Genomic DNA, 23,265 nt, shown 5'->3' on the forward strand with positions numbered 1-23,265 from the left:
TAAGAATAATGATAAGCATTTTATATGACACTGAATATTAAAGATTACCCTACGCTTGCTCTGGCTGATTTGCCGCCGCAACTTCGTCAGCTTGAGCAGCAACAGCTACCTCAGCTGTGTGATGAACTGCGCCAATACCTTCTTAACAGTGTCAGCCAATCGAGTGGCCATTTAGCATCAGGTTTAGGTGCGGTTGAGTTAACGGTTGCCTTGCATTACGTCTATAACACCCCGTTTGATAAATTGGTTTGGGATGTAGGCCACCAAGCTTATCCGCACAAAATTTTAACTGGTCGCCGTGAAAAAATGTCGACTATTCGTCAGTTTAAAGGTTTGCACCCTTTCCCATGGCGCGGTGAAAGTGAATATGATGTACTCAGCGTAGGCCATTCAAGCACTTCTATTGGTGCCGCCTTAGGCATGGCCATTGCGGCTGAGAAAGAGCAACAAGGTCGTAAAGTAGTTGCAGTTATCGGTGATGGCGCCATGACCGCAGGTATGGCTTTTGAAGCACTAAACCATGCCGGTGCGATTCATAACGACATGCTAGTGATCCTTAATGACAACGAGATGTCGATTTCCGAAAATGTTGGCGCCCTGAACAATTCTTTAGCCAATATTCTTTCTGGCTCTTTGTACTCGTCGCTGCGTGAAGGTGGTAAAAAAGTATTAAGTGGTATGCCTCCAATTAAAGAGCTAGCCCGCAGGGCTGAAGAACATCTAAAAGGCATGGTGGTGCCGGGCACCTTATTTGAAGAATTCGGATTTAATTACATTGGTCCTATTGATGGCCACGATGTAAAAGGCTTAGTGCGCACCTTAAGCAATATGCGCGACCTAAAAGGTCCACAAATTCTGCATGTTATGACCAAAAAAGGTAAAGGTTACCTACCTGCCGAGCAAGATCCTATTGGTTATCACGGTGTGCCTAAGTTTGACCCAAGCCAAGATAACTTACCTAAAAGCAAAAGCGCTGCGCCTACTTTTTCTAAAGTATTTGGAGACTGGCTCTGCGATATGGCAGCCAAAGATAAAAAGCTAATGGGTATCACTCCTGCCATGCGTGAAGGCTCGGGCATGGTGCGCTTTTCTAAAGAGTATCCAGAACAATACTTTGATGTAGCTATTGCCGAACAGCACGCTGTAACTTTTGCCGCAGGCTTAGCGATTGCGGGCTATCAGCCAGTAGTTGCAATTTACAGTACCTTTTTGCAGCGCGCTTATGATCAATTAATTCATGACGTGGCGATTCAAAACCTACCGGTTTTGTTTGCCATTGACCGTGCCGGTATTGTGGGTGCCGATGGCCCTACTCACCAAGGTGCTTTTGATTTAAGCTACCTACGCACCGTGCCTAACTTGGTAATTATGGCACCGGCTAACGAAGACGAATGTAGGCAGATGCTCTACACCGGCCACTTACACCAAGGTCCTGCAGCGGTGCGTTACCCGCGTGGTGGTGCCGATAATACCCCGGTTAAAGCCGAGATGAGCGCTATCGAGATTGGTAAAGCGCGAGTCATTCGAGAAGGCAAGAAAGTCGCCATTCTCAACTTTGGCAGCTTATTATGTAAAGCTGCGCCAGTAGCCGAGCAACTTGATGCGACCTTGGTTGATATGCGTTTTGTTAAGCCCTTAGATGAAGCCTGTATCAAATTGCTAGTAACTGAGCACGATGTGTTAGTAACCCTAGAAGAGAATGCGATACAAGGCGGCGCCGGCTCCGCAGTAAACGAATTTTTATTTGCTCAGCAGCTTAACCAAGTAAAAGTATTAAACATAGGCCTCCCTGACAACTTTATAGAACAAGGTAGCCAAGAACAAATCTATGACTTACTCGGTTTAGATAGCAAAGGCATTCAACAAAAAATTGAACGCTTCTGCCAAGCTTAAGTTGTTATTCGAGTACCTGTAGCTGCTCAAACAATGGGAATGGACTAGCCCGATTCATATTCTTTATGTTAATCCGCTGGTTCAATGCCCAGATTTTTCTTTGCCAGTATAAAGGTACAAATACCGCTTCTTGATAAATTTTCTGCTCTAAATACTCAATAATTTTAGCGCGTTTCTCCTCATCTAACTCTTGCTCACCGGCCAAAATAAGTTGGCTAATTTTATCATTTTGATAGGCCTTACAAAGTCCACCTTCATTGGTAATCGGTTCACCTTCACTGAGAAACATCGCCCGCGCTATCGACAATACATTGCCTGCATCTCCCTGCCTTCGTGTTAACACTAAGTCACTTGAACAGCTATCCACTGCTAATTGGTAGTCTTGATCACTTAACCATTGCGGCTGCAAAGAGATATTCACCCGATCCAGCATAGATACGAGTTGAGAAACTACTTTAGATTGCTCTCCAAATAATGACTTTGGCACAGCCATGGTAAGTTTAAAACCTTTTTCATAACCCGCTTGTTGCAATAATTGGTGAGCTAATAGCAAATTATAACGTGGCAATAGCTCGGCGTTGTAACCAGCTCGCCCTGGAATGCTTAGCTGAGTAGATGCCAAAGCATAAGGCCCTAATACTTCAGCCAAACGAATATTATCAATGGCTAGGTTTAGCGCTTGGCGAACCCGTCGATTTTCTAAGGCTGGGTTACGCTGGTTTAATTCAATAGCTAACCACTTTAAACCTTCAGTTTGAATCACCGACAATTGCTTATCTTTATTGAGCAACTCTACGTAGTTCTCTGGCACGTGGTCTACGATATCAACATCGCGAGAAAACAAGCTCGCCATGCGCATTTCAGCTTGTTTAATTGGCACCACTTTAATCCGTTGTACATTGCTACGATTAGTACGCCAGTAACTTGAATGAATTTCAAATTCGGTAACAATACCCGGCACGTAACGGCTTACTTTAAAAGGGCCGGTACCCGATACAGCAAAAGATGGGTTGGTATTTTCTTCAGCGGTATAAAACTGTTTATCCGCAGGGAAGATAAAACTTAAGCGCTGAATCAATTCAGAAAAAGGCCGATAAGTACGAACTTCAAATTGCAGGGTATTAAGCGCCTTTAAGCTCTTAATGGGCGCAAACAAAGCATGTAAATGCGCTTGCTGAGAAATTTGTTGGAAGGTCCACTCTACGTCTTCGGCTGTCAGTGGGTTGCCAGAGTGAAACACTACGCCACTACGTAACTCAAATTGAATTTGTGTAGGAGAAACAATTTTCCACTTAGTGACTAAACGTGGCGCAATACGCCCTTGTTGATCCAACAAAAATAGCGGATCGAATAACAAGTGATTAATAAAGTTACTATTTGCATCTAGTTCATCAACAAGTTGCTGTGGCTCGGCATGAAAAGCGGTTCCCCATACCACTGTATTGGCCTTAGCGTGTTGCCAAGCCCCAAGGCTTACAAGCAACAACAAAGTAATAGGCAGGGATTTGATTTTCAACTTTGCTAACAACGCCAACGTCTTGAACCTTAAAACGATTAATGCTGCTAACTTACACGTGATGAGGCAATAAAAAAAGCGGGACAAGCCCGCTTTTTGATTGGATAGCGTGCAAGTTAAGCGATTCGCCCTTCTTCTCGAGCAAAACACGCAACTTGCGCATTAGCTTCGCTTACCAAACTTGGCTGCTCTTTATTGCATCTTTCATTGGCATAACGACAACGTGCGTGGAAAGCACAACCTTTAGGTGGGTTAAGTGGCGAAGGCAGTTCACCTTCTAGCTTAATTTTCTCGCGGCGATGGCTAGGATCTAAGCGCGGTGTACTTGATAACAGCGCTTGAGTATACGGGTGTTTAGGGTTGGCAAACAGCTCCTCACAAGAAGCATATTCTACTGCCTTGCCTAAATACATCACCATCACTTCATCTGCAATGTGCTCTACTACTGATAAATCATGCGAAATGAAGATATAGCTTAAGCCCATTTCATCTTGCAAATCCATCATCAGGTTTAGCACCTGCGCCTGCACCGACACGTCTAGCGCGGATACTGGCTCATCGGCTACCACAACCTTAGGATCAAGCATTAAACCGCGTGCAATAGCGATACGTTGACGCTGACCACCAGAGAACATATGAGGGTATCGATCGTAATGCTCAGGGCGTAAGCCCACTTTGGCTAACATCGCTAAAGCTTTTTGCTTTCGCTCAGCCTTGCTCATATCGCTGTTAATCACCAAAGGTTCTTCGAGAATCGTTCCTACTTTTTTACGCGGATTCAGCGAACCATAAGGGTTTTGAAAGATGATTTGGATTTTTTGACGCAAGGCTTTGGCGGCATCTTTACCCAAGCTAAGAATATCTTTGCCATCAAAGCAAAGCTCTCCAGCAGTGGGGGTTTCAATCATGGTTAATACCCGAGCCAAGGTCGATTTACCGCAGCCTGACTCACCAACCACTGCCAGCGTTTTCCCCTTCTCTAACTTAAAGCTCACACCATCTAGCGCTTTAACCGTAGCGTCTGGTTTAAACATACCGGCTTTTACGTGGTAATGCTTTTTAACCCCATTTACCGCCAATACCGATTCTTGCATAGTTTCTTCTACCGGAGCAGCATCTAAAGCCGCTGCTTTCATAATGCTATCACTCATGCGCTTGGTCTCCCGCTTTCATCCAGTGGTGTAAAGCATCGCACTTGACGCATTCCTTCTCCCTGCATTGCAGGCTGTTCATTTTGACAACGCTCGGTGGCATAAGGGCAACGCGGGTTTAACAAGCAACCAATTGGTCGGTCAAACGCACCGGGCACCACACCAGGTAGTGCGTCTAAACGCGCTTTACCTGCCGATGATTCAGGCAGTGAACGGAGCAAGGCTTGGGTATAAGGATGTTTCGGCGTTGAGAAAATCTCTTCAGCTGGTCCGGTTTCTACTACTTGTCCTGCGTACATCACAATCACTCGGTGAGCAGACTCAGCCACTAATGCTAAATCGTGAGTAATCAGCACCAAGCCCATGTTTTTCTGCTTTTGTAATTCCAACAACAAATCGACGATTTGCGCTTGAATGGTTACATCCAAAGCGGTGGTTGGCTCATCGGCAATCAACAGCTTTGGATCGCAGGCTATCGCCATGGCAATCATCACCCGCTGGCTCATACCGCCCGACAACTGATGCGGATAGGTTTTTAAGCGCGATTCGGGATCTGGAATACCCACTTGCTCAAGTAATTCGATTACCCGTTTACGACGCCACTTTTTGTCACCGCTTTGATGAATTTTAAGCGCTTCGCTAATTTGGTATTCAACGGTATAACACGGGTTTAAGCTCGACATTGGCTCTTGGAAAATCATCGCGATTTCAGCACCGGTAATCGCGCGACGTTTATCCTCTGCCATGGCCAATAAGTCTTGCCCTTCAAAATTAAGGGTGTCGGCAGTCACTTTTCCTGGGTAGTCAATCAACCCCATGATGGACAAAGAACTAACACTTTTGCCCGAGCCCGATTCACCAACAATACCTACAATTTCACCCTTTTCTACGCTGTAACCTACTTGGTCCACCGCACGAAATGGATTATCTCCATCACCAAACTCAACAGTAAGGTTATTCACTTCTAATAAAGACACAAGGCTTCTCCTACTGCTTCAACTTGGGATCAAGGGCATCACGTAAACCATCGCCCATTAAGTTAAAGGCTAATACCGTTAACAGAATCACTAAGCCAGGGAAGGTAACTACCCACCAAGCACGTTGTACAAACTGCAAGGCATCGGCTAGCATGCTTCCCCACTCTGGTGTTGGCGGTTGAGCACCTAAACCTAGGAAGCCCAGTGCAGCCATATCCAAAATAGCGTTCGAGAAGCCCAAGGTAGCCTGCACGATAAGTGGTGCAGTACAGTTAGGTAGAATTGTAATAAACATTAAACGCAGTGAGCCAGCACCAGCAACCCGTGAAGAAATCACGTAATCTTTGTTTAACTCGGCGATGGTTGAGGCTCGAGTTAAACGCACATAGTGCGGCATAGATACAATGGCAATTGCCATAGCTGCGTTGAAAATGCTTGGACCTAAGATGGCTACAATTGCAATTGCCAATAACAAGCTTGGCATGGCCAACATAATGTCTACTGCGCGCATGATGATGGTTTCAACATAGCCGCGGAAGAATCCAGCAATTAGCCCCAGAATAACGCCAATACCTAAGGACAGCGTTACCACTAAGCAACCAATAAACAATGATAGTTGCGCACCATGAATTAGACGCGACAAGATATCACGGCCAACATCATCGGTTCCGAGGATATGAGCGGTGGTACCACCTTCTACCCAAAACGGTGGTAGCAGTAAGGCATCACGATATTGCTCAATGGGAGAATGCGGTGCAATTACACTTGCCAGTAAAGCAATCACGATCATGCTCACGATAAACACCAAGCCAACTACTGCTCCAGTATTTTGGCTAAAGTAGCCCCAAAATTCTTGTAACGGCGTTTGTACTTGTGGTCCAGTGGTGGCTGGAGTTGTTGTTTGTTCAGACATAATACACTCCTCCTTATTTGCCGTGACGGATCCGTGGGTTTACCACGCCGTAAAGAATATCGACAATCAAATTCACCACAATAATAATGGTAGCCACGATCAGAATGCCCCCTTGTACCACTGGGTAGTCGCGTCGGCCAATAGATTCAATCAACCATTTACCAATGCCCGGCCAAGCAAAAATTGTCTCGGTAAGAATCGCACCCGATAACAAAATGCCTACCTGCAAACCAATTACTGTAATTACTGGAATAAGCGCATTACGCAAAGCGTGCACCACAATTACTCGCATTGGCGCCATGCCTTTTGAGCGAGCGGTACGAATGTAGTCTTCGCCTAATACTTCAAGCATTGATGAGCGGGTCATACGGGCGATAACCGCCATCGGGATGGTGCCCAGCACAATACTTGGCAAAACTAAGTGATGTAATGCAGATAAAAATGCGCCGTCTTCGTCGGAGAGCAGAGTATCAATTAACATAAAGCCGGTAACCTCATCTATCCAGAAGGTCACATCAAGCCGCCCGGATACCGGGGTTATCCCCAAGTGAACCGAGAACACCAGCATCAATAGCAAGGCCCACCAAAATATGGGCATGGAGTAGCCGGTGAGAGAAAAAGTCATGACCGAGTGGTCAAATAAGGAACCTCGTTTCACAGCAGCAACAATCCCGCAGGGCAAGCCTACCAATATGGCAAAGATTGCTGCGCAGGTAGCCAACTCTACGGTGGCTGGAAACAAGGTCATAAATTCTTCGGTTACAGGCGTCTTGGTGATTAATGAACGTCCAAGATCGCCACTCGCAATATTCTTCACATAATCAAAGTATTGGACCAACAAGGGTTGGTCTAAGCCCAACTCGGCACGCAAGGCTGCGTGACGTTCAGGAGACACGCCCCTTTCACCTGCCATTACTTCTATTGGGTCGCCAGGAATCAAGCGAATCAAAGTAAAGGTTAAAAGAGTAATGCCGATGAAGGTGGGTATCACCAACATCAATTTTTTTATAATAAACTGGAACATAACTACAGCTCTGTGTCTGAAGGAAGGAAAGGGGCTGTTGCCAGCCCCTTAGGTATGTTTATTTTAGCGACACGCCATAGAAGTGGTGACCACCTAATGGATCAATCTTAAAGCCTTGAACTTCTTTACGAACTGGCTTGTAAGCCACTGAGTGAGCGATAGTTACCCACGGAGCTTGTTCTTTAAAGATTAACTGTGCTTCTTCGTACAATGGTGCACGCTCAGCTTGCACAGAGATCTGCTTCGCTTTCATGATTACGTCGTTAAATGGCTTATGACACCACATCGCGCGATTACCACCGCCAACAGCGTCACAACCTAGCAATACACTTAGGAAGTTGTCTGGGTCACCATTATCACCGGTCCAACCAAGTAGCACGGTATCATGCTCACCTTGCTTAGAACGCTTAAGGTATTCACCCCACTCATAGCTAACCACTTCAGCTTGAACGCCTACGTTAGCCCAGTCTGCTTGAATCACTTCCGCCATACGACGAGCATTAGGGTTGTATGGACGCTGTACTGGCATTGCCCAAATGTTAGTCTTAAGATCAGTTACACCCGCTTCGGCCAACAAGGCTTTTGCTTTAACCGGATCGTAAGGGTAATCAACGGTATCGTTGTTGTATGACCACATTGTTGGTGGGATTGGGTTTTTAGCAATTTTACCACTGCCTTGGAATACCGCGTCAATAATCGCTTGCTTGTTAACCGCTAGGCTAAGTGCTTGGCGAACTTTAACGTTATCAAATGGTGGTTTTTGGGTATTAAATGCCAAGTAACCTACGTTCAAACCCTCTTGACTCATTAGATTGATGTCGGGATCGCTTTGCATTTGTTCAACATCAGCAGGATTTGGATAAGGCATTACGTGACACTCGCCTGCTTTAAGCTTGGCGTAACGTACTGAAGCATCTGGAGTAATAGAGAATACCAAACGGTCAATCTTAGGCGCGCCTTGCCAGTAATCAGCATTACCTACGTAGCGAATAATTGAATCTTTCTGGTATTGTACTTTTTGGAAAGGACCTGTACCCACAGGGTCTAAGTCTAGTTTTTCAGGCGTACCTGCAGCTAACATGGCATCAGCTTGCTCAGCAGAGAAGATAGATGCAAAGTCCATCGCCATGTTTGCAATAAACGGAGCTTCAGGCTTGCTTAGTACAAACTTAACCGTGTAATCGTCAACTTTAACGATTTCCTTAACCAGATCGTTCATCCCCATACCACTGTAGTACTCGTAAGAACCGCCTGATACTTTATGGTAAGGATGCTCTGGGTCGTCTTGGCGTTCAAAGGTGAACACTACGTCGTCAGCATTAAATTCGCGAGAAGGTTTGAAACCTTTTTTCTGACTGTGAAATTTTACGCCTTTGCGTAAATGAAAGGTGTACTCTAGGCCATCTTCAGAAACTTCCCAAGACTCTGCCAAACCTGGAACAACATTGGTTGTGCCTACTTCAAATTCAACCAAACGATTGAAGATGGTCTTTGAAGACGCATCAAACGTGGTTCCTGCTGTATATAAGCTTGGGTTAAAACCTTCTGGACTGCCTTCTGAACAGAAGACAAATGTTTGCGCTTGAACGCCTACAGCTACTGCACTAGCAACCAGTGCAAGTGACAGCTTCGCCAATCCTTTCTTCATTATGATTCTCCGTGTGACATCTTGTCATGTATGCAACCGTTATGGCTGCATTTCCGGTGTGTTTGCGAATAGACTAATAATTATTGTTCTTGATAAATCTAGACCCTGTACTAGCAATTGTCGCTATTCAAACAACAATTGTGAACTGAGTAAGAGTTAATCAAGCCTGATCCGCTTTTTGCCCGTAATAAATTAGTATTTTTATCTGCCACTGTAAATAGCATAAACAGGATTTTATAATCCAAAAATCAAAGAATACAGTTATAGTGATTAAGGATTCGGTATATCGTCATATTTATGCAATAAAGAATAAGCTTATACGAGGTTTGCATAAGCAGATTTAACTACATTTAGGGGAGAACAAATTTAGCAAGCAGAGCGAATGCTCAATTAAGCGAGAGCAAACAGCACAACTTGCAAAGATATTGCTGCAAACACGCCAGCTAATACGTCATCTATCATTATACCAAAGCCACCATGAACTTTTTTATCCAAAATTTTGATAGGCCAAGGCTTCAATACGTCAAAAAAGCGAAATAGTATAAAACCGAGCAGCACATTAAGGGGAGATAGCGGCACCATAAACATGGTAATCCAGTAACCAACAAACTCATCCCACACAATAGCCCCATGATCATGCACCCCCATCGCATCACTGGCTTTTTGACAGCACCAAACACCAAAAACAAAGCTTAGGAGTAGCACTGCCACGTATGCCCAAACAGGTAATGGCGCGAGCAATAAATATAAAGGAATGGCAGCTAAAGTACCAAAAGTACCCGGTGCTTTGGGGGCTAAACCACTACCTAAGCCGAGTGCGCATAAGTGTAGAGGGTTACGTAAGCTTAATTTGGCTAAAGCTTTATCCATGGCAGTTCTCGCTACTCGCTAGGATTAGTTGAAGTGATCCCAACCGGTGGGTTCGATTTGATAGGGTTTATCCTGATATTTTAGCTTTATCTCGCCATGGCCAGGTGCCAATTGCCCAATACAGGTATAAGGCACACCACTATATGACAAGGAGGTATCAACTGAACCTTTATTTGACTCAGGCACAGTAAAACACAGCTCATAATCCTCACCACCGTTTAACGCCAAGGCAATACTTTGGTCCACACCTACCGCTTCATTCATGGTTTCTGAAAGCGGCAAATTCTCCAGCTTCAAAGTCGCTGAGCAATGGCTCTTTTTAAGAATATGCTGTAAATCGTTGTATAAACCGTCTGAGATATCGATAGTTGCCGATGCAATATCACGCAAGCCGTACCCAGCTAGAACTCGAGGTTGCGGGTAATAGTGCTGCTTTAAGCTTAGCTCTAACTGTTGTGGGTTTAAGCTAATTTTGTTTTGAAGATGCGCTAACGCAAGGCCTGAGTCACCAATATTGCCAGTCACATATACCCAATCGCCCGGTTTAGCTCCGTCTCTGCGTAAAGCTTTACCTTCTGGCACTACACCATGCACAGTTACGGTAATACTTAAGGGGCCTTTGGTGGTGTCACCACCAATTAAAGCGACATTGAAGTATTCGGCTAAGTCATAAAAACCTTTGCTGAATTGGGCTAACCACGCTTCGTCAATTTTCGGCAAGGTGATCGCTAAGGTTACCCAACGCGGCTCTGCGCCCATGGCGGCCATGTCACTTAAATTAACGGCAAGCGCTTTATGCCCTAGCGCGCGAGGTGGTATATCAGAGAAAAAGTGTACGCCTTCTACCAAGGTGTCGGTAGATATAGCAATTTGATTATTCTCGGGAACAGTTACCAGCGCAGCATCATCCCCAACCCCCAGTAATACATCTGGGCGTGAGGCACTGCGCTGGAAGAACTTTTCGATAATATCAAATTCACCCAAAGGAGGCTGAGATGGCATGTAACTAAGACTTAAATTGCTGTAAACGTAGAACTTTATCTAGCACGCCATTAACAAACTTGTGGCTATCTTCAGCGGCAAATGACTTAGCTAATTCAATCGCTTCGTTAATCACAACTTTAGGCGGCACATCGCTCACCATTAATAGCTCGTAAACACCAATCAACAAAATTGCGTGTTCAACAATATCTAATTCTTCTAGCTTACGAGAAAGCGAAGAACTCATCGCTTGATCTAACTTGTCGCAGTTTGCCACTACGCCTGTAAGTAGGGTAGAAAAATAAGGAACATCAGCCTTACTCATATCTTGTTCGGTTAAGAACTGATGCTCGATGTTAGCAACGCTGTCCTTGGTCACCTGCCATTGATAAATTGCTTGAGTAGCAAATTGTCTAGCTTTACGACGTGCAGCTGGTTTCACAGAGAATTCCTCAAATTAAACTTCTATCTGATCAATTAAGTTGATCATTTCCAAAGCGCTTAGGGCGGCTTCGGTACCTTTATTACCCATTTTAGTGCCAGCGCGTTCAATCGCTTGCTCGATAGACTCAGTAGTAAGCACACCAAAGGTAACTGGAATATCAAATTCCATCATAACTTGAGCTAAACCTTTGTGGCATTCGTTAGCCACTAATTCAAAGTGGTAAGTGCCACCACGAATTACCGTACCTAAAGCAATAATAGCATCGTACTTTTTGCTTGCTGCAATGCGTTTAGCAGCCAGTGGAATTTCTACCGCACCCGGTACACGAACAACAGTAATGTTGTCATCGCTAATTCCACCTTGACGAGTTAGCGTATCCACAGCGCCAGATAACAAGCTCTCGTTAATAAAGCTGTTAAAACGAGCGATAACAATAGCCACTTTAGCGTTTGGTGTAGCTAAATTTGCTTCAATTACTTTCATACCTATTTCTGCCTTTTCTTTGAGTCCATCAAAAAAATCGCGCTATTCTAGCACAACTAATCTGCTAGGCCCTTATTAAAATTATGTCTCACTAACACTTAGGTTATTCTTGGTCGATATACTCAACCACTTCCAAACCAAAGCCAGATAATGCGTGATAACGCTTAGGTGAACTTAATAAACGCATTTTGCTTACACCTAGGTCGGCCAAAATCTGAGAGCCTACTCCAACAGTACGTGAAGCAGTGTGTGCTTGCTTTTGTGCTGGAGTTTCGCCGCGATCTTGCAGGGCGAAGGCTTTAACTTGGTCAATCAAATTATCAGCCTTGTCATCGGTACTAAGTAGCACCAGCACGCCATTTTCTTGAGCAATTTTTTCTAAGGCTTTATCCAGTGGCCAGCTCATCTTTCCAGCCCGGTCACTGCCTAATAAATCACTAAAGGTATTGTGCAAGTGCACGCGTACCAGCGTGGCCTCATCTTCTTTTATCTCACCGGCTTGCATAACAAAGTGGACTTTTTCATCGATGGTATCGCGGTAGGTAATCAACTTGAAATCACCGTGGCGGCTAGGCATTTTACATTCTGCAACTCGCTCAATAGTGGTTTCGTTGTTATTACGGTATTCGATGAGATCGGCGATAGTGCCCATCTTTAAACCGTGTTCTTTACAAAACACCTCAAGATCAGGGCGACGAGCCATGGTGCCATCTTGATTAAGGATCTCAACAATCACTGCAGCTGGTTCTCTACCAGCTAACCTTGCCAAATCAGTTCCTGCTTCAGTATGTCCAGCGCGGGTAAGTACCCCACCTTCTTGTGCCATTAGCGGGAAAATATGCCCAGGCATAACAATGTCACTAGGCTTAGCATCGCGGGCAACTGCTGCTTGCACAGTGCGCGAGCGATCTGCAGCAGAAATACCGGTAGTCACGCCTTGTGCTGCTTCAATAGATACCGTGAAGTTAGTAGCAAACTGTTCGGTATTCACATCCACCATCAGCGGCAACTTTAGTTGCTGACAGCGCTGTTTAGTCATGGGTAAACAAATCAATCCACGCCCATAGGTAGCCATAAAGTTAATGGCCTCTGGTGTTACCATATCGGCTGCCATGATGAGATCGCCTTCATTCTCTCGATCTTCATCATCCATTAGCACCACCATTTTTCCATGGCGTAAATCTTCAATAATTTCTTCGATACTGCTTAGTGACATAGCAAAACCTTTCTTACCTTTGGGGATAGTATTTATCGTTATTAGCGCATCTTGATTGGGCGAGCTATTTCATAAAGCCGTGCTGCGCCAAAAATGCAGTATTTATTTTTGAATCGTTAGTATTCTCATCAGCATAGCCGATTAAACGCTCCACATAGCGAGCGATAACATCAACTTCTAAGTTAATTTTTTGCCCAGGCGACCAAGCACCAATGGTTGTTTGCTCGGCTGTATGGGGAATAATGGTTAAACGTAGCTGTTGCTGTTGTACTTCGTTCACCGTTAAGCTAATGCCATCTACGGTTACAGATCCTTTATGGGCTATGTAGCGCGCCAGATCATTAGGAACCTTTAGCCAAATATTAATCGCACGCGCACTGGGGCTAATGCTTACTACCTCTGCTAAGCCATCAACATGACCACTGACAATATGACCACCAAAGCGATTAGTTGCAAGCATGGCTTTTTCAAGGTTAACCTTGTCACCTTGTTTGCATTTAGCCAGTGAAGTTAAACTTAAAGTCTCAGTAGATACATCGGCGCAAAAGTGCTCATTGCTAAAGTCGACCACGGTTAAACATATACCGTTTACCGCGATGCTATCGCCAAGCCTTACATCCGACATGTCTAAACCAGCGCTAGCGATGTTTAATCGCACGTCACCACTGCGTTTTTCAATGCGAGAAATCTTGCCTAGGGCTTCAATTATTCCAGTAAACATTAATGTGTGCCCTGTGCTTGCGGGATCCAGATAGTTTTAATGTCGGGGCCAATTCGGCGAGTTTCAAGGCATTGCCAAGAATTTAACGCACTCATCGACTGATAGCCCTCTAGCCCCACTAAACTGTGAGCATCGGCTCCCATCAATAAACCGGCTTGGTAACAAATAAGTTGATCAACCAAGTTGGCTTGAATTAGAGCAGCCGCTAGCTTGGCTCCAGCTTCAACCCAGATGTCATTGACTTCCGCTTCAGCTAATTGCTGCATTAATTGCGGCAAAAAGTTTGGCGTGTCTTCAATCACCAGCTGTTTTACGGCTGGCAGTTGCGTTTGTGATTGATGGCCAGCCAACCACAAAGACTCACTATTGTTAAAAATATTAAGGTCTTGAGCTGCTTCTGCGAGGCGTTGTTTGCGGTCAATAATCACCCGCAATGGCTGACGCAGCAGTGTTTCATCAAGTTGCTTTGCAAGGCTGCCTAGCTCATTAAATCTCACGTTTAGGCTGGCATTATCACGAATAACCGTCGTAGCGGTGGACAAAATAGCATGGCTAGCGGCACGCTCTCGTTGCACGTCGCTGCGAGAATGAGCCGAGGTAATCCACTTGCTTTCGCCATTGGCCAAAGCGGTTTTAGCGTCGATAGAACCCGCAAGTTTCAAGCGAACAAAGGGACGTTTACGCTCAACGCGGCTCAAAAATCCGGGGTTAAGCGCACGCGCTGACTGCTCCATTAGACCAGTACGAACCTTAATACCAGCCTCTTCAAGGTGCTTAATACCGCGCCCAGCTACCTGTGGATTAGGGTCAACCATAGCAATCACTACTTCAGCCACTTGTTGCTCAACTAACATTGAGGCGCAAGCGGGCGTTCTGCCTACATGGCTGCAGGGCTCAAGGGTGACATAACAAGTCGCCCCTAAGAGGCTAAAGCCTCGTTGCTTAGCATCTGCAGCGGCATTCACTTCGGCGTGCCCTTCGCCGGCTTTACGGTGAAAACCTTCACCAATAATCTGACCGTCTTTTACCAACACACAACCCACATTAGGATTGGGTGCCGTGGTATATCTTCCGCGCTTGGCAAGAGCAATGGCCTTTGCCATGAACTGGCAATCTTGAACGCTAAAACTCACTTACTTTTCCAACTTAGCAATTTCGTCACTAAATTCTTTGATATCTTCAAAGGAGTGATAAACCGAAGCAAAACGCACGTAGGCCACTTTATCTAGGCCAATCAACTGTTCCATAACAATCTTGCCGATGAACTTAGTAGCAACTTCGCGTTCGCCAGTCGCCCGCAGCTGCGACTTAATTTTGTTAACTGCTTGCTCTACTTGGTCAACGCTTACTGGGCGTTTTTCCAGCGCGCGCATCATACCAGCACGCATTTTCTCTTCGTTAAAGGGTTCTCTAATGCCGTTGCCTTTAATCACTCTTGGCATCACCAACTCAGCTACTTCAAAAGAGGTGAAGCGCTCATGGCACTCTAAGCATTCACGACGCCTTCTTACTTGGTGGCCATCGGCAACCAAACGCGAGTCAATAACCTTAGTTTCATGAGCAGAACAAAATGGACAATGCATGGGCGATCCCTTATTCGAGTATCCGGCAATTTTATCTGCTAAACCGTCAGAGGTACAGGTTAGCTAAAGCGTAACTATCGAAAATGCCCACAATTCCTTTATTTAGATAAGGTCTTGTCCATAGAGAATGGTGCCAACTTAGTAAAGGAAGAAATAATGAGAATTAGCTCTCAGTTTAACCACTGAAGCAAATACTTAATGTTTAGCCCTTAGCTTGTTAACAGTCTGATTAGATTCAAGTTAAGCTTGTTATTTAAGCAAATTGCGTTTGCGTAGTAACCAATTACTACCGCTTAGCTTACCGCACAAGTTAGGCTGCACTATAAATGTAAATAACTTGTTAAGGAAAGCATCATGGCGAAGATACTGATTATTGCAGGTGATTTTGTTGAAGATTACGAATTAATGGTGCCATTTCAGGCGCTGCAAATGGTAGGCCACGAAGTTATCGCAACTTGCCCAGAGAAACGCACTGGCGAACAAATTAAAACCGCCATCCATGACTTTGAAGGCGATCAAACCTATACCGAAAAACCAGGGCACAACTTCACCCTCAATGGCAATTTTGCTGACATCGATACCGAGGAGTTTGACGCGCTATTGTTGCCCGGCGGACGTGCCCCGGAATACTTACGCTTAAATGCTAAGGTATTAGAAATAATTCAAGCCTTTGCCGCTAAACAACAGCCGATAGCGGCAATATGCCATGGCGCACAGCTATTAACGGCGGCAGGTATTGCCTCTGGCAGACACATTTCTGCCTACCCGGCTTGTGCGCCTGAAGTGACAGCCGCTGGCGGCGACTATGCCGATATTGCCGTTGACCAAGCCCTTACTGATGGGAACTTGGTCACCGCGCCAGCTTGGCCTGCCCACCCGCAATGGCTAGCGCAATTTAATAAACTATTGGCTTAATACTAAAGTAAAACGGCAAAAGTTGATTTTGTATACCATGATTAGACTTCGGTTTGATCATGGTGGGATTGCCTATGTGTGAAATCTATTCTGGCACTGAAGCGGAATTGTTTGAATTGAAATCTCGGTCGGTACGTTTAGATGGCGTAGTAACCAGTATTCGATTGGAAGCGATATTTTGGCAACTACTGGAGCAAATAGCCGAAGAGGCCAACCTTAGTTTGGCGGGCTTTTTAACACAAATTTACCATGAAGTATTACAGCGAGAAGAAAAGGTAGGTAATTTTACATCTTTACTTAGAGTGGCTTGTACTACTCACCTTAATCAAGGCAAGCGCTTAACACTCTCTCATCCTTCGCTTAAACAAGCGGAATCAGGCAATTCCATTGCCAACGGATATCTTTAATGTGCAAACATTAAGAAATGATGAACAACATAAAGCTGCCCCAAATTACAAACTGCATAATCATTAATCGTTTTGCACTAGCCACAGGATTCATGTCCATGGTGATTCTCTCTCTTCTGCAATTACCCTTTAGCGCTGGTAATTTGACTTATCAATTAGGTCTTAAAAACTGAGCAATTTCAGTACCAACTGTCTAATTCTCAGGCTAAAACCCAGCCTATCCCTCCTTGGTTTGTGTTCCTATTCACATTTAGTCTTAATAATCCGTAGTTTTACTAGGGTCTGTTGATCTTTGCTGATGGTTTTTGCAGCAATTTATTAGCCATTTAGGCAAGGCAGTGAGTGTGCAGTTAAGTGGGCTTAATAATCACTCGCTAACGCTGAATAAATGGCTAAGAAATGCTGCCCGAAGGGGTCGGATAAGCGAACAAAATTTCAACACCAAAGATCAACAGACCCTAACAAACAAATACAAAAAAGGAGGCATAAAGCCTCCTTTCTTTTATCTAGTCAATCCCTGACGTTTACATGCTTACTTAAGCGTAGACCGGGAAACGCTGGCAAAGTTCTAACACTTGGCCTTTAACGCGCTCAATTACCGCTTCGTCTTGTAAATTATCTAATACATCACAAATCCAGCCAGCTAACTCTTTAGAAGCAGCGACATCTAAGCCACGACGAGTAATTGCTGGAGTACCAATACGTAAACCACTGGTTACAAACGGAGAACGCGGATCGTTTGGAACCGAGTTTTTATTTACTGTGATGTTTGCACGGCCTAGTGCCGCGTCGGCATCTTTACCAGTAATGTCTTTGTCGATGAGATCAACCAAGAACAAGTGGTTTTCTGTACCGTTAGACACAATCTTGTAACCGCGCTCTTGCAGTACCGCTACCATAGCTTTGGCATTATCTAATACGTTTTGCTGGTATTGCTTAAACTCTGGCTCCATCGCTTCTTTGAACGCTACCGCTTTTGCAGCAATAACATGCATCAAAGGACCGCCTTGACCGCCTGGGAATACTGCAGAGTTAAGCTTCTTCTCTACTTCTTCGTTAGCACGCGCCAAAATCAAGCCTCCACGTGGGCCAGCTAGCGTTTTGTGAGTAGTCGTTGTTACTACATCAGCAATTGGCACTGGGTTTGGATACAAACCAGCAGCTACTAAACCAGCAATGTGTGCCATATCTACGAACAGGTAAGCACCTACTTCGTCAGCGATGTCACGGAAACGCTGCCAATCAACCACACCTGAGTATGCTGAGAAACCAGCAATAATCATTTTAGGTTTGTGTTCTTTAGCTAAACGCTCAACTTCAGCATAGTCTAACTCACCAGTTTCTGGGTTAATCCCGTACTGAACGGCGTTGTAGATTTTACCTGAGAAGCTTACGCTTGCACCGTGAGTTAAGTGACCACCATGAGCTAAGCTCATACCTAGCACTGTGTCACCTGCTTTAAGCAAAGCCATAAAAACAGCTGAGTTAGCCTGTGAACCAGCATGTGGTTGCACGTTTGCATAGTCGGCACCAAATAGTTGCTTGGCACGCTCAATGGCTAGTACTTCTGCTTTATCTACATACTCACAACCACCATAGTAACGCTTACCTGGGTATCCTTCGGCGTACTTATTAGTAAGGTAAGAGCCTTGCGCTTCCATTACTCGTGGGCTGGCATAGTTCTCAGAAGCAATCAGCTCGATGTGCTCTTCTTGACGAACTTCTTCTTTAGTAATGGCTTGCCATAATTCGGCATCGTAATCGGCGATATTCATATCACGCTTTAACATCAGTATCTCCTGACTCTTTTGTTACATGTTGGTGGGTGATTTTTCGAAGGCGCATTCTAACCTGAGTCCTTTTCAGATCACAGCAAAATTTTTTACCATTAACGCTATTCAAATGAACAAATGTAACAATAAAACGCTAGCTGCCTTGGAAGCTGTAGTGTGCGTTTAGCCTGTTAAATTTGCAATTTTCTCACTAGCTGCTTTGATCTTTATGAAATAAATTCACGTTAATTTAGGCATTACATCTCAGCCCAACAAAGGTTAAGATGATAATGATTATCATCTACAATTAGAGTTTATATTATGTCACTTCGCCTCTCTGGCCTCATTTTGTCATTTTTCTTTCTATCGGCTTGCAGCGCTACTCCACCTGTAGATCAAACAAAGCCATCTGCAGATATTCAATTGCAGACCTACTATGACTACGTACTCTACAACCCAAACGACCAACAAATTTTTGAAAACACCCAAGCACTTGCCAAGCAACTGGCTGATTCGCAGGTGATACTGTTTGGCGAATACCACAGTCACCCCGCTATCCACTTAGCACAGCTGCGTTTATTGGAAGCCTTATATCAGCAACAAAACCAAATTAGTTTATCGATGGAGCAATTTTCTCGCAGCCAACAAGCTTTATTAGACAGCTACCTAGCCAACGAAATAGGTGAAGAATGGCTTATCAAACAAACCAAGGCCTGGGATAACTACCGCTCGGATTATCGGCCGCTAGTTGAATTTGCCAAAGATAAACAACTTACGGTAGTAGCAGCCAACGCTCCTCGCGAGCATGTTCGCTGTATTGGTCAGCAAGGCTTAGGCTATTTAGAGGGCTTAGAAGAATCTGAACGCAGCAAACTTGCCCAAGACTTTACAACCAACGATCCGGCCTACCAACAGCGACTGTTTGGTAACGCTCACCATGGCGATAGCGAACAAAGCAAAAATCACTTTCTCGCCATGTTAGCTTGGGACGAAACAATGGCAGAATCTATCGCTCTGCAACTACAGTCTCAAACTACTCAACAAGTGATGCACACGGTGGGCAACTTTCATATTGAACAACGACAAGGCACCTACTCAAGAGTAGAACAACGCCTCGAAGGTAAAAAAGTTAGTTCTTTAGTGGCGATAAACCACAGTGAGTTTATTAAGTTAAACGAGCAACAAAAACAAGCATTAGGTGACTACTTAATTGTGGTAAAAAGCTTGCCAGTGCGTTATCAAAACAAAGCCAATCAGCAAGCAGAATTTAAGCATATTAAGAAACAATCTAGTAAGCAGTGTAAAAGCGCTAACTAACAATTAGCTAGCTGTTATTTAAAATGTCTCTCGACGACGACGCCTCTTGTTAAATAAATGTTAATAAATCAACTTAAATAACTGTATTCGCCTTATTTTTTTTTGGTTTTACTAACAAACGCTTGCAGCTTGCTCATATTGAGCCATAATCATACCAGCGGCTCACTCAATTGCAGTGAATAGCTTTGCTTAAACGAATCAACGATTGCTGACAATCGTTAGAATTGAATATAAAGGACGGACTTACCATGAATAAGTTTTTAGTTGCAGGCGCTATTGCTTCTACCATTTTACTAGCGGGTTGTTCTTCAAACACTACCGCTCTAGAAAACAACGTACAATCTCTAAGCGACAAAGTTGATGCACTATCAAACGAAGTTGCAGCTCTTCGTGCAGAGCAAAGCTCTTTGAGTGGCGACATTAAGTCAGCTCAAATGAGTGCTGACCAAGCTAAAGCTGAAGCGATGCGCGCTAACGAACGTATCGACAACATCGCATCTTCTTACACTAAGTAAGTTTAAAGCGATGTAAAAAAGGTGATGCTAAGCATCACCTTTTTTTATCCTTGTTTTTCACCTACCGACAAAGCAATACCTTGCTGGTTTTTCAGCGCTTGATTCACCACCGACGAGTCAACCCCTGATTGAGTAATAAACTTAATATCATCACGACTCAATTGTAAGGTAGTTGCTTGGGTTACTTCTTCTTCAGAGCGATTAAGCGGCTGGTGCACTTCTAATAAATACTCACCACTAGGTTCAAGCGAATGTTTAATCGATTGATTAATGATCCTCACCGGCGTTTTCACATTAACCTGCGAAAACAGATATTCAATATCGTCGGGAAACAAACGAATGCAACCAGAGCTTACGCGCAGGCCAACACCAAATTCTTTGTTAGTGCCATGAATTAAATATTCACCATTACCATAAGCCAAACGCAAGGCATATTCACCCAGTGGATTTTCTGGCCCTGCCTGTACAACTGGTGGCAAAATAATGCCCTTGGCTGCATATTCATTACGAATATTTTGAGTAGGTGTCCAAGTAGGTTGCTCACGTTTTTGACTAATGTAAGTGCTCATCTCTGGTGTTTCGCGGCCAATTCGACCAATGCCAATGGGTAAAACATCTACCTCGGTGCTATTTGGGCGAAAGTAATACAAACGCAACTCGGCAAGATTTACCACCACCCCTTTGCGCTCCACATCGGGCAGCAAAATTTGCGTGGGAATAAGAAGCTCGGTACCTTCCTCTGGTAAGAAAGGGTCTACCCCTTTATTCGCCGCCATTACCGCTAAAAAACCTACGCCATAACGCTCGGCGATAAGCGCTATAGTTTCGCCTTTTTGCACTCTGTGCCATTGGTTTCCGCCCAACAGGCGACTGCCATCTTCGGGTAAATCGTAAGTTAAGGCTGAAACTGAAAATGCCATACATAGGGCAACACAGGCCAATAAAATCTGTTTCATTTAATCTGTAGTGTTAAATAGTGATAATTCCAACATACCACTATTACTTTAGAAATTCGACAAGCTCCGCTGGCTATCTCTGTTAAAAACAAGCTGATAGTACCGCTTTATGCTGCTTCACTATGCAACATCAAAAAACCGCCGTATAAAGTAGCTCACAAAGCTAGCTTCCATCTACGAAGCCAGTATCATAGCGGAAGATAAATTTAGCGAATTTGGGTGTATGCTTTAGCGACACAAAAATTCGAGTATAGACCCTTAAAGGAACGGCAAATGGCCCAATTTATTTATACGATGAACCGCGTTGGTAAAATCGTTCCCCCTAAAAAACATATTCTTAAAAATATTTCTTTAAGCTTTTTCCCTGGCGCTAAAATTGGCGTACTCGGTTTAAACGGCTCGGGTAAATCTACCCTGTTACGCATTATGGCAGGTATTGATACCGATATTGAGGGTGAAGCGCGTGCTAACCCAGGAACCAAAATTGGTTACCTTGCCCAAGAACCTCAAATGGACTTAGACAAAACAGTTCGCGAAGTGGTTGAAGAAGCAGTAGCGGTGGTAAAAAATGCCCAAACTCGCTTAGACCAAGTTTATGCCGAATACGCAGAACCCGATGCAGACTTTGACGCCTTAGCTAAAGAGCAAGGTGAACTAGAAGCGATTTTAGCCACTCATGATGCACACAGTTTAGAGAACCAATTAGAGCGCGCAGCCGATGCTTTGCGCCTACCAGAGTGGGACCAAAAAATTGAAAAGCTGTCTGGGGGTGAACGTCGCCGCGTAGCGCTGTGTCGCTTGTTGCTTGAAAAACCAGACATGCTGCTACTAGACGAACCAACCAACCACTTAGATGCAGAATCCGTAGCTTGGTTAGAGCGCTTCTTACATGATTATGAAGGTACTGTTGTGGCGGTAACCCACGACCGTTACTTCCTCGATAACGTAGCAGGCTGGATTCTAGAACTAGACCGCGGTGAAGGTATTCCATGGGAAGGTAACTACTCTTCTTGGCTAGAACAAAAAGAAGAACGCTTGAACCGAGAGGCCTCTCAAGAAAAAGCTCGAATGAAATCAATTCAGAAAGAGCTGGAATGGGTTCGTTCAAACGCGAAAGGTCGTCAAAGTAAAAGTAAATCCCGTATGGCTCGCTTTGAAGAGCTGAATACTCAAAGCTTCCAAAGCCGAAATGAAACCAACGAACTATTTATTCCTGCTGCGCAACGCCTAGGTGATAAGGTTATTGATGTTACTAACTTGTCTAAGTCTTATGATGGACGAGTACTTATTAATGACCTGTCATTTAGCATTCCTAAGGGAGCGATTGTAGGTATTATCGGTCCTAACGGCGCGGGCAAATCGACCCTCTTTAAGATGATTACCGGAGCAGAGAAAGCAGACTCTGGTAGCGTAGAAATTGGCGAAAGTGTTCAAATAGCTAGCGTAGATCAGTTCCGTGATGCGATGGATGATAAAGCCACCGTATGGCAAGAAGTGTCTGGCGGTTCCGATATACTAAAAATTGGTAATATCGAAGTACCAAGTCGCGCTTATGTCGGTCGATTCAACTTTAGAGGTGGAGACCAACAAAAGCGAGTGGGCGAGCTATCGGGTGGTGAACGTGGCCGTTTGCATTTGGCTAAGTTACTGCAAACTGGTGGCAACGTGCTGCTATTAGATGAACCAACCAACGACCTAGATGTTGAAACATTACGCGCACTAGAAAACGCACTCTTGGAATTTGCTGGCTGCGCCATGGTTATCTCGCATGACCGTTGGTTCTTAGACCGTATCGCCACTCACATTCTAGATTACCGCGACGAAGGGCAAGTAAACTTCCATGCTGGTAACTTTACCGAGTACGAAGCTTGGTTAAAAGAAACCATTGGCGAAGAAGCTGCTCAGCCTCATCGCATAAAATACAAACGTATTAGCTAAGTATGAGGATTAAAAAAGGCCACT

General features: G+C 44.5%; 22 protein-coding genes. 6 read left to right on the top strand and 16 right to left on the bottom strand.

Going from position 1 to position 23,265, the window contains the following annotated elements:
- Nucleotides 1-24: 24 nt before the first annotated feature.
- A complete protein-coding gene (gene dxs / locus K5L93_RS04275; protein WP_220718609.1) occupies nt 25-1,893 on the top strand; it encodes a 1-deoxy-D-xylulose-5-phosphate synthase in 1,869 nt (622 codons plus the stop codon).
- Between the two features lie 4 nt (nt 1,894-1,897).
- Here dxs and K5L93_RS04280 read toward each other — a convergent pair whose 3' ends face one another.
- The 14 genes from K5L93_RS04280 to nrdR form a co-directional block, all read right to left on the bottom strand.
- Nucleotides 1,898-3,427: an ABC transporter substrate-binding protein gene (locus tag K5L93_RS04280; RefSeq protein ID WP_220718610.1), complete on the bottom strand. Its 1,530-nt coding sequence runs from the start codon at nt 3,425-3,427 to the stop codon at nt 1,898-1,900.
- 98 nt (nt 3,428-3,525) lie between these two features.
- Nucleotides 3,526-4,503 (bottom strand): peptide ABC transporter ATP-binding protein, encoded by a 978-nt coding sequence (locus tag K5L93_RS04285; RefSeq protein WP_373869982.1) that lies wholly within the window; start codon nt 4,501-4,503, stop codon nt 3,526-3,528.
- Between the two features lie 53 nt (nt 4,504-4,556).
- Nucleotides 4,557-5,537 (bottom strand): dipeptide ABC transporter ATP-binding protein, encoded by a 981-nt coding sequence (gene dppD / locus K5L93_RS04290; protein ID WP_220718611.1) that lies wholly within the window; start codon nt 5,535-5,537, stop codon nt 4,557-4,559.
- A gap of 10 nt (nt 5,538-5,547) precedes the next feature.
- Nucleotides 5,548-6,450, bottom strand: a complete 903-nt coding sequence (gene dppC / locus K5L93_RS04295; RefSeq protein WP_220718612.1) for a dipeptide ABC transporter permease DppC — start codon at nt 6,448-6,450, stop codon at nt 5,548-5,550.
- Nucleotides 6,451-6,463: 13 nt separating this feature from the next.
- A complete protein-coding gene (locus K5L93_RS04300) occupies nt 6,464-7,474 on the bottom strand; it encodes an ABC transporter permease subunit (RefSeq protein ID WP_220718613.1) in 1,011 nt (336 codons plus the stop codon).
- A gap of 58 nt (nt 7,475-7,532) precedes the next feature.
- The gene (locus K5L93_RS04305; RefSeq protein ID WP_220718614.1) at nt 7,533-9,122 is read right to left on the bottom strand and encodes an ABC transporter substrate-binding protein; all 1,590 of its coding nucleotides are present in this window, start codon (nt 9,120-9,122) and stop codon (nt 7,533-7,535) included.
- Between the two features lie 390 nt (nt 9,123-9,512).
- Entirely contained in the window at nt 9,513-9,992 is a 480-nt protein-coding gene (locus tag K5L93_RS04310; protein WP_220718615.1) for a phosphatidylglycerophosphatase A family protein, read from the bottom strand.
- Between the two features lie 24 nt (nt 9,993-10,016).
- Nucleotides 10,017-10,994 (bottom strand): thiamine-phosphate kinase, encoded by a 978-nt coding sequence (gene thiL / locus K5L93_RS04315; RefSeq protein WP_246614982.1) that lies wholly within the window; start codon nt 10,992-10,994, stop codon nt 10,017-10,019.
- Between the two features lie 4 nt (nt 10,995-10,998).
- On the bottom strand, nt 10,999-11,415 hold the full coding sequence (nusB, locus tag K5L93_RS04320) for a transcription antitermination factor NusB (RefSeq protein ID WP_220718616.1): 417 nt from the start codon (nt 11,413-11,415) through the stop codon (nt 10,999-11,001).
- A gap of 15 nt (nt 11,416-11,430) precedes the next feature.
- Nucleotides 11,431-11,901, bottom strand: a complete 471-nt coding sequence (gene ribH / locus K5L93_RS04325) for a 6,7-dimethyl-8-ribityllumazine synthase (RefSeq protein WP_220718617.1) — start codon at nt 11,899-11,901, stop codon at nt 11,431-11,433.
- A 103-nt stretch (nt 11,902-12,004) separates the two neighbouring features.
- Nucleotides 12,005-13,117 carry a bifunctional 3,4-dihydroxy-2-butanone-4-phosphate synthase/GTP cyclohydrolase II gene (gene ribBA, locus K5L93_RS04330; RefSeq protein WP_220718618.1) on the bottom strand — a complete coding sequence of 371 codons (1,113 nt, stop codon included), beginning with the start codon at nt 13,115-13,117 and terminating at the stop codon, nt 12,005-12,007.
- A gap of 64 nt (nt 13,118-13,181) precedes the next feature.
- Nucleotides 13,182-13,838: a riboflavin synthase gene (locus K5L93_RS04335; protein ID WP_016402690.1), complete on the bottom strand. Its 657-nt coding sequence runs from the start codon at nt 13,836-13,838 to the stop codon at nt 13,182-13,184.
- Entirely contained in the window at nt 13,838-14,971 is a 1,134-nt protein-coding gene (gene ribD, locus K5L93_RS04340) for a bifunctional diaminohydroxyphosphoribosylaminopyrimidine deaminase/5-amino-6-(5-phosphoribosylamino)uracil reductase RibD (RefSeq protein WP_246614983.1), read from the bottom strand. Before ribD ends, K5L93_RS04335 begins: the two co-directional genes overlap by 1 nt.
- Nucleotides 14,972-15,421: a transcriptional regulator NrdR gene (gene nrdR / locus K5L93_RS04345; protein ID WP_016402688.1), complete on the bottom strand. Its 450-nt coding sequence runs from the start codon at nt 15,419-15,421 to the stop codon at nt 14,972-14,974.
- Between the two features lie 354 nt (nt 15,422-15,775).
- Between nrdR and K5L93_RS04350 the strand changes: the two genes are divergently transcribed.
- Both K5L93_RS04350 and K5L93_RS04355 read left to right on the top strand, forming a co-directional pair.
- On the top strand, nt 15,776-16,336 hold the full coding sequence (locus tag K5L93_RS04350; RefSeq protein ID WP_220718619.1) for a DJ-1/PfpI family protein: 561 nt from the start codon (nt 15,776-15,778) through the stop codon (nt 16,334-16,336).
- Nucleotides 16,337-16,410: 74 nt separating this feature from the next.
- Nucleotides 16,411-16,743 (top strand): ribbon-helix-helix domain-containing protein, encoded by a 333-nt coding sequence (locus tag K5L93_RS04355; RefSeq protein ID WP_220718620.1) that lies wholly within the window; start codon nt 16,411-16,413, stop codon nt 16,741-16,743.
- A 536-nt stretch (nt 16,744-17,279) separates the two neighbouring features.
- Here K5L93_RS04355 and glyA read toward each other — a convergent pair.
- Nucleotides 17,280-18,533 (bottom strand): serine hydroxymethyltransferase, encoded by a 1,254-nt coding sequence (gene glyA / locus K5L93_RS04360; RefSeq protein WP_220718621.1) that lies wholly within the window; start codon nt 18,531-18,533, stop codon nt 17,280-17,282.
- Nucleotides 18,534-18,836: 303 nt separating this feature from the next.
- Between glyA and K5L93_RS04365 the strand changes: the two genes are divergently transcribed.
- Nucleotides 18,837-19,832, top strand: a complete 996-nt coding sequence (locus K5L93_RS04365; protein ID WP_220718622.1) for a ChaN family lipoprotein — start codon at nt 18,837-18,839, stop codon at nt 19,830-19,832.
- A 248-nt stretch (nt 19,833-20,080) separates the two neighbouring features.
- On the top strand, nt 20,081-20,347 hold the full coding sequence (locus tag K5L93_RS04370; protein WP_016402681.1) for an Lpp/OprI family alanine-zipper lipoprotein: 267 nt from the start codon (nt 20,081-20,083) through the stop codon (nt 20,345-20,347).
- 44 nt (nt 20,348-20,391) lie between these two features.
- Here K5L93_RS04370 and K5L93_RS04375 read toward each other — a convergent pair whose 3' ends face one another.
- A complete protein-coding gene (locus tag K5L93_RS04375; RefSeq protein ID WP_220718623.1) occupies nt 20,392-21,303 on the bottom strand; it encodes a L,D-transpeptidase family protein in 912 nt (303 codons plus the stop codon).
- 273 nt (nt 21,304-21,576) lie between these two features.
- Here K5L93_RS04375 and ettA point away from each other — a divergent pair, with 273 nt between their 5' ends.
- Nucleotides 21,577-23,241, top strand: coding sequence for an energy-dependent translational throttle protein EttA (gene ettA / locus K5L93_RS04380; protein WP_220718624.1), 1,665 nt, complete (start codon nt 21,577-21,579; stop codon nt 23,239-23,241).
- Nucleotides 23,242-23,265: the final 24 nt, after the last annotated feature.

Source organism: Agarivorans litoreus, from assembly GCF_019649015.1.
GTDB classification, from domain to species: domain Bacteria; phylum Pseudomonadota; class Gammaproteobacteria; order Enterobacterales; family Celerinatantimonadaceae; genus Agarivorans; species Agarivorans litoreus.

Coding starts and splice junctions, on each gene's coding strand:
- dxs (WP_220718609.1), top strand. CDS start 25: ATGACACTGAATATTAAAGATTACCCTACGCTTGCTCTGGCTGATTTG.
- K5L93_RS04285 (WP_373869982.1), bottom strand. CDS start 4,503: ATGCAAGAATCGGTATTGGCGGTAAATGGGGTTAAAAAGCATTACCAC.
- dppC (WP_220718612.1), bottom strand. CDS start 6,450: ATGTCTGAACAAACAACAACTCCAGCCACCACTGGACCACAAGTACAA.
- K5L93_RS04300 (WP_220718613.1), bottom strand. CDS start 7,474: ATGTTCCAGTTTATTATAAAAAAATTGATGTTGGTGATACCCACCTTC.
- K5L93_RS04305 (WP_220718614.1), bottom strand. CDS start 9,122: ATGAAGAAAGGATTGGCGAAGCTGTCACTTGCACTGGTTGCTAGTGCA.
- K5L93_RS04310 (WP_220718615.1), bottom strand. CDS start 9,992: ATGGATAAAGCTTTAGCCAAATTAAGCTTACGTAACCCTCTACACTTA.
- thiL (WP_246614982.1), bottom strand. CDS start 10,994: ATGCCATCTCAGCCTCCTTTGGGTGAATTTGATATTATCGAAAAGTTC.
- ribH (WP_220718617.1), bottom strand. CDS start 11,901: ATGAAAGTAATTGAAGCAAATTTAGCTACACCAAACGCTAAAGTGGCT.
- ribBA (WP_220718618.1), bottom strand. CDS start 13,117: ATGTCACTAAGCAGTATCGAAGAAATTATTGAAGATTTACGCCATGGA.
- K5L93_RS04335 (WP_016402690.1), bottom strand. CDS start 13,838: ATGTTTACTGGAATAATTGAAGCCCTAGGCAAGATTTCTCGCATTGAA.
- nrdR (WP_016402688.1), bottom strand. CDS start 15,421: ATGCATTGTCCATTTTGTTCTGCTCATGAAACTAAGGTTATTGACTCG.
- K5L93_RS04350 (WP_220718619.1), top strand. CDS start 15,776: ATGGCGAAGATACTGATTATTGCAGGTGATTTTGTTGAAGATTACGAA.
- K5L93_RS04355 (WP_220718620.1), top strand. CDS start 16,411: ATGTGTGAAATCTATTCTGGCACTGAAGCGGAATTGTTTGAATTGAAA.
- glyA (WP_220718621.1), bottom strand. CDS start 18,533: ATGTTAAAGCGTGATATGAATATCGCCGATTACGATGCCGAATTATGG.
- K5L93_RS04365 (WP_220718622.1), top strand. CDS start 18,837: ATGTCACTTCGCCTCTCTGGCCTCATTTTGTCATTTTTCTTTCTATCG.
- K5L93_RS04370 (WP_016402681.1), top strand. CDS start 20,081: ATGAATAAGTTTTTAGTTGCAGGCGCTATTGCTTCTACCATTTTACTA.
- K5L93_RS04375 (WP_220718623.1), bottom strand. CDS start 21,303: ATGAAACAGATTTTATTGGCCTGTGTTGCCCTATGTATGGCATTTTCA.
- ettA (WP_220718624.1), top strand. CDS start 21,577: ATGGCCCAATTTATTTATACGATGAACCGCGTTGGTAAAATCGTTCCC.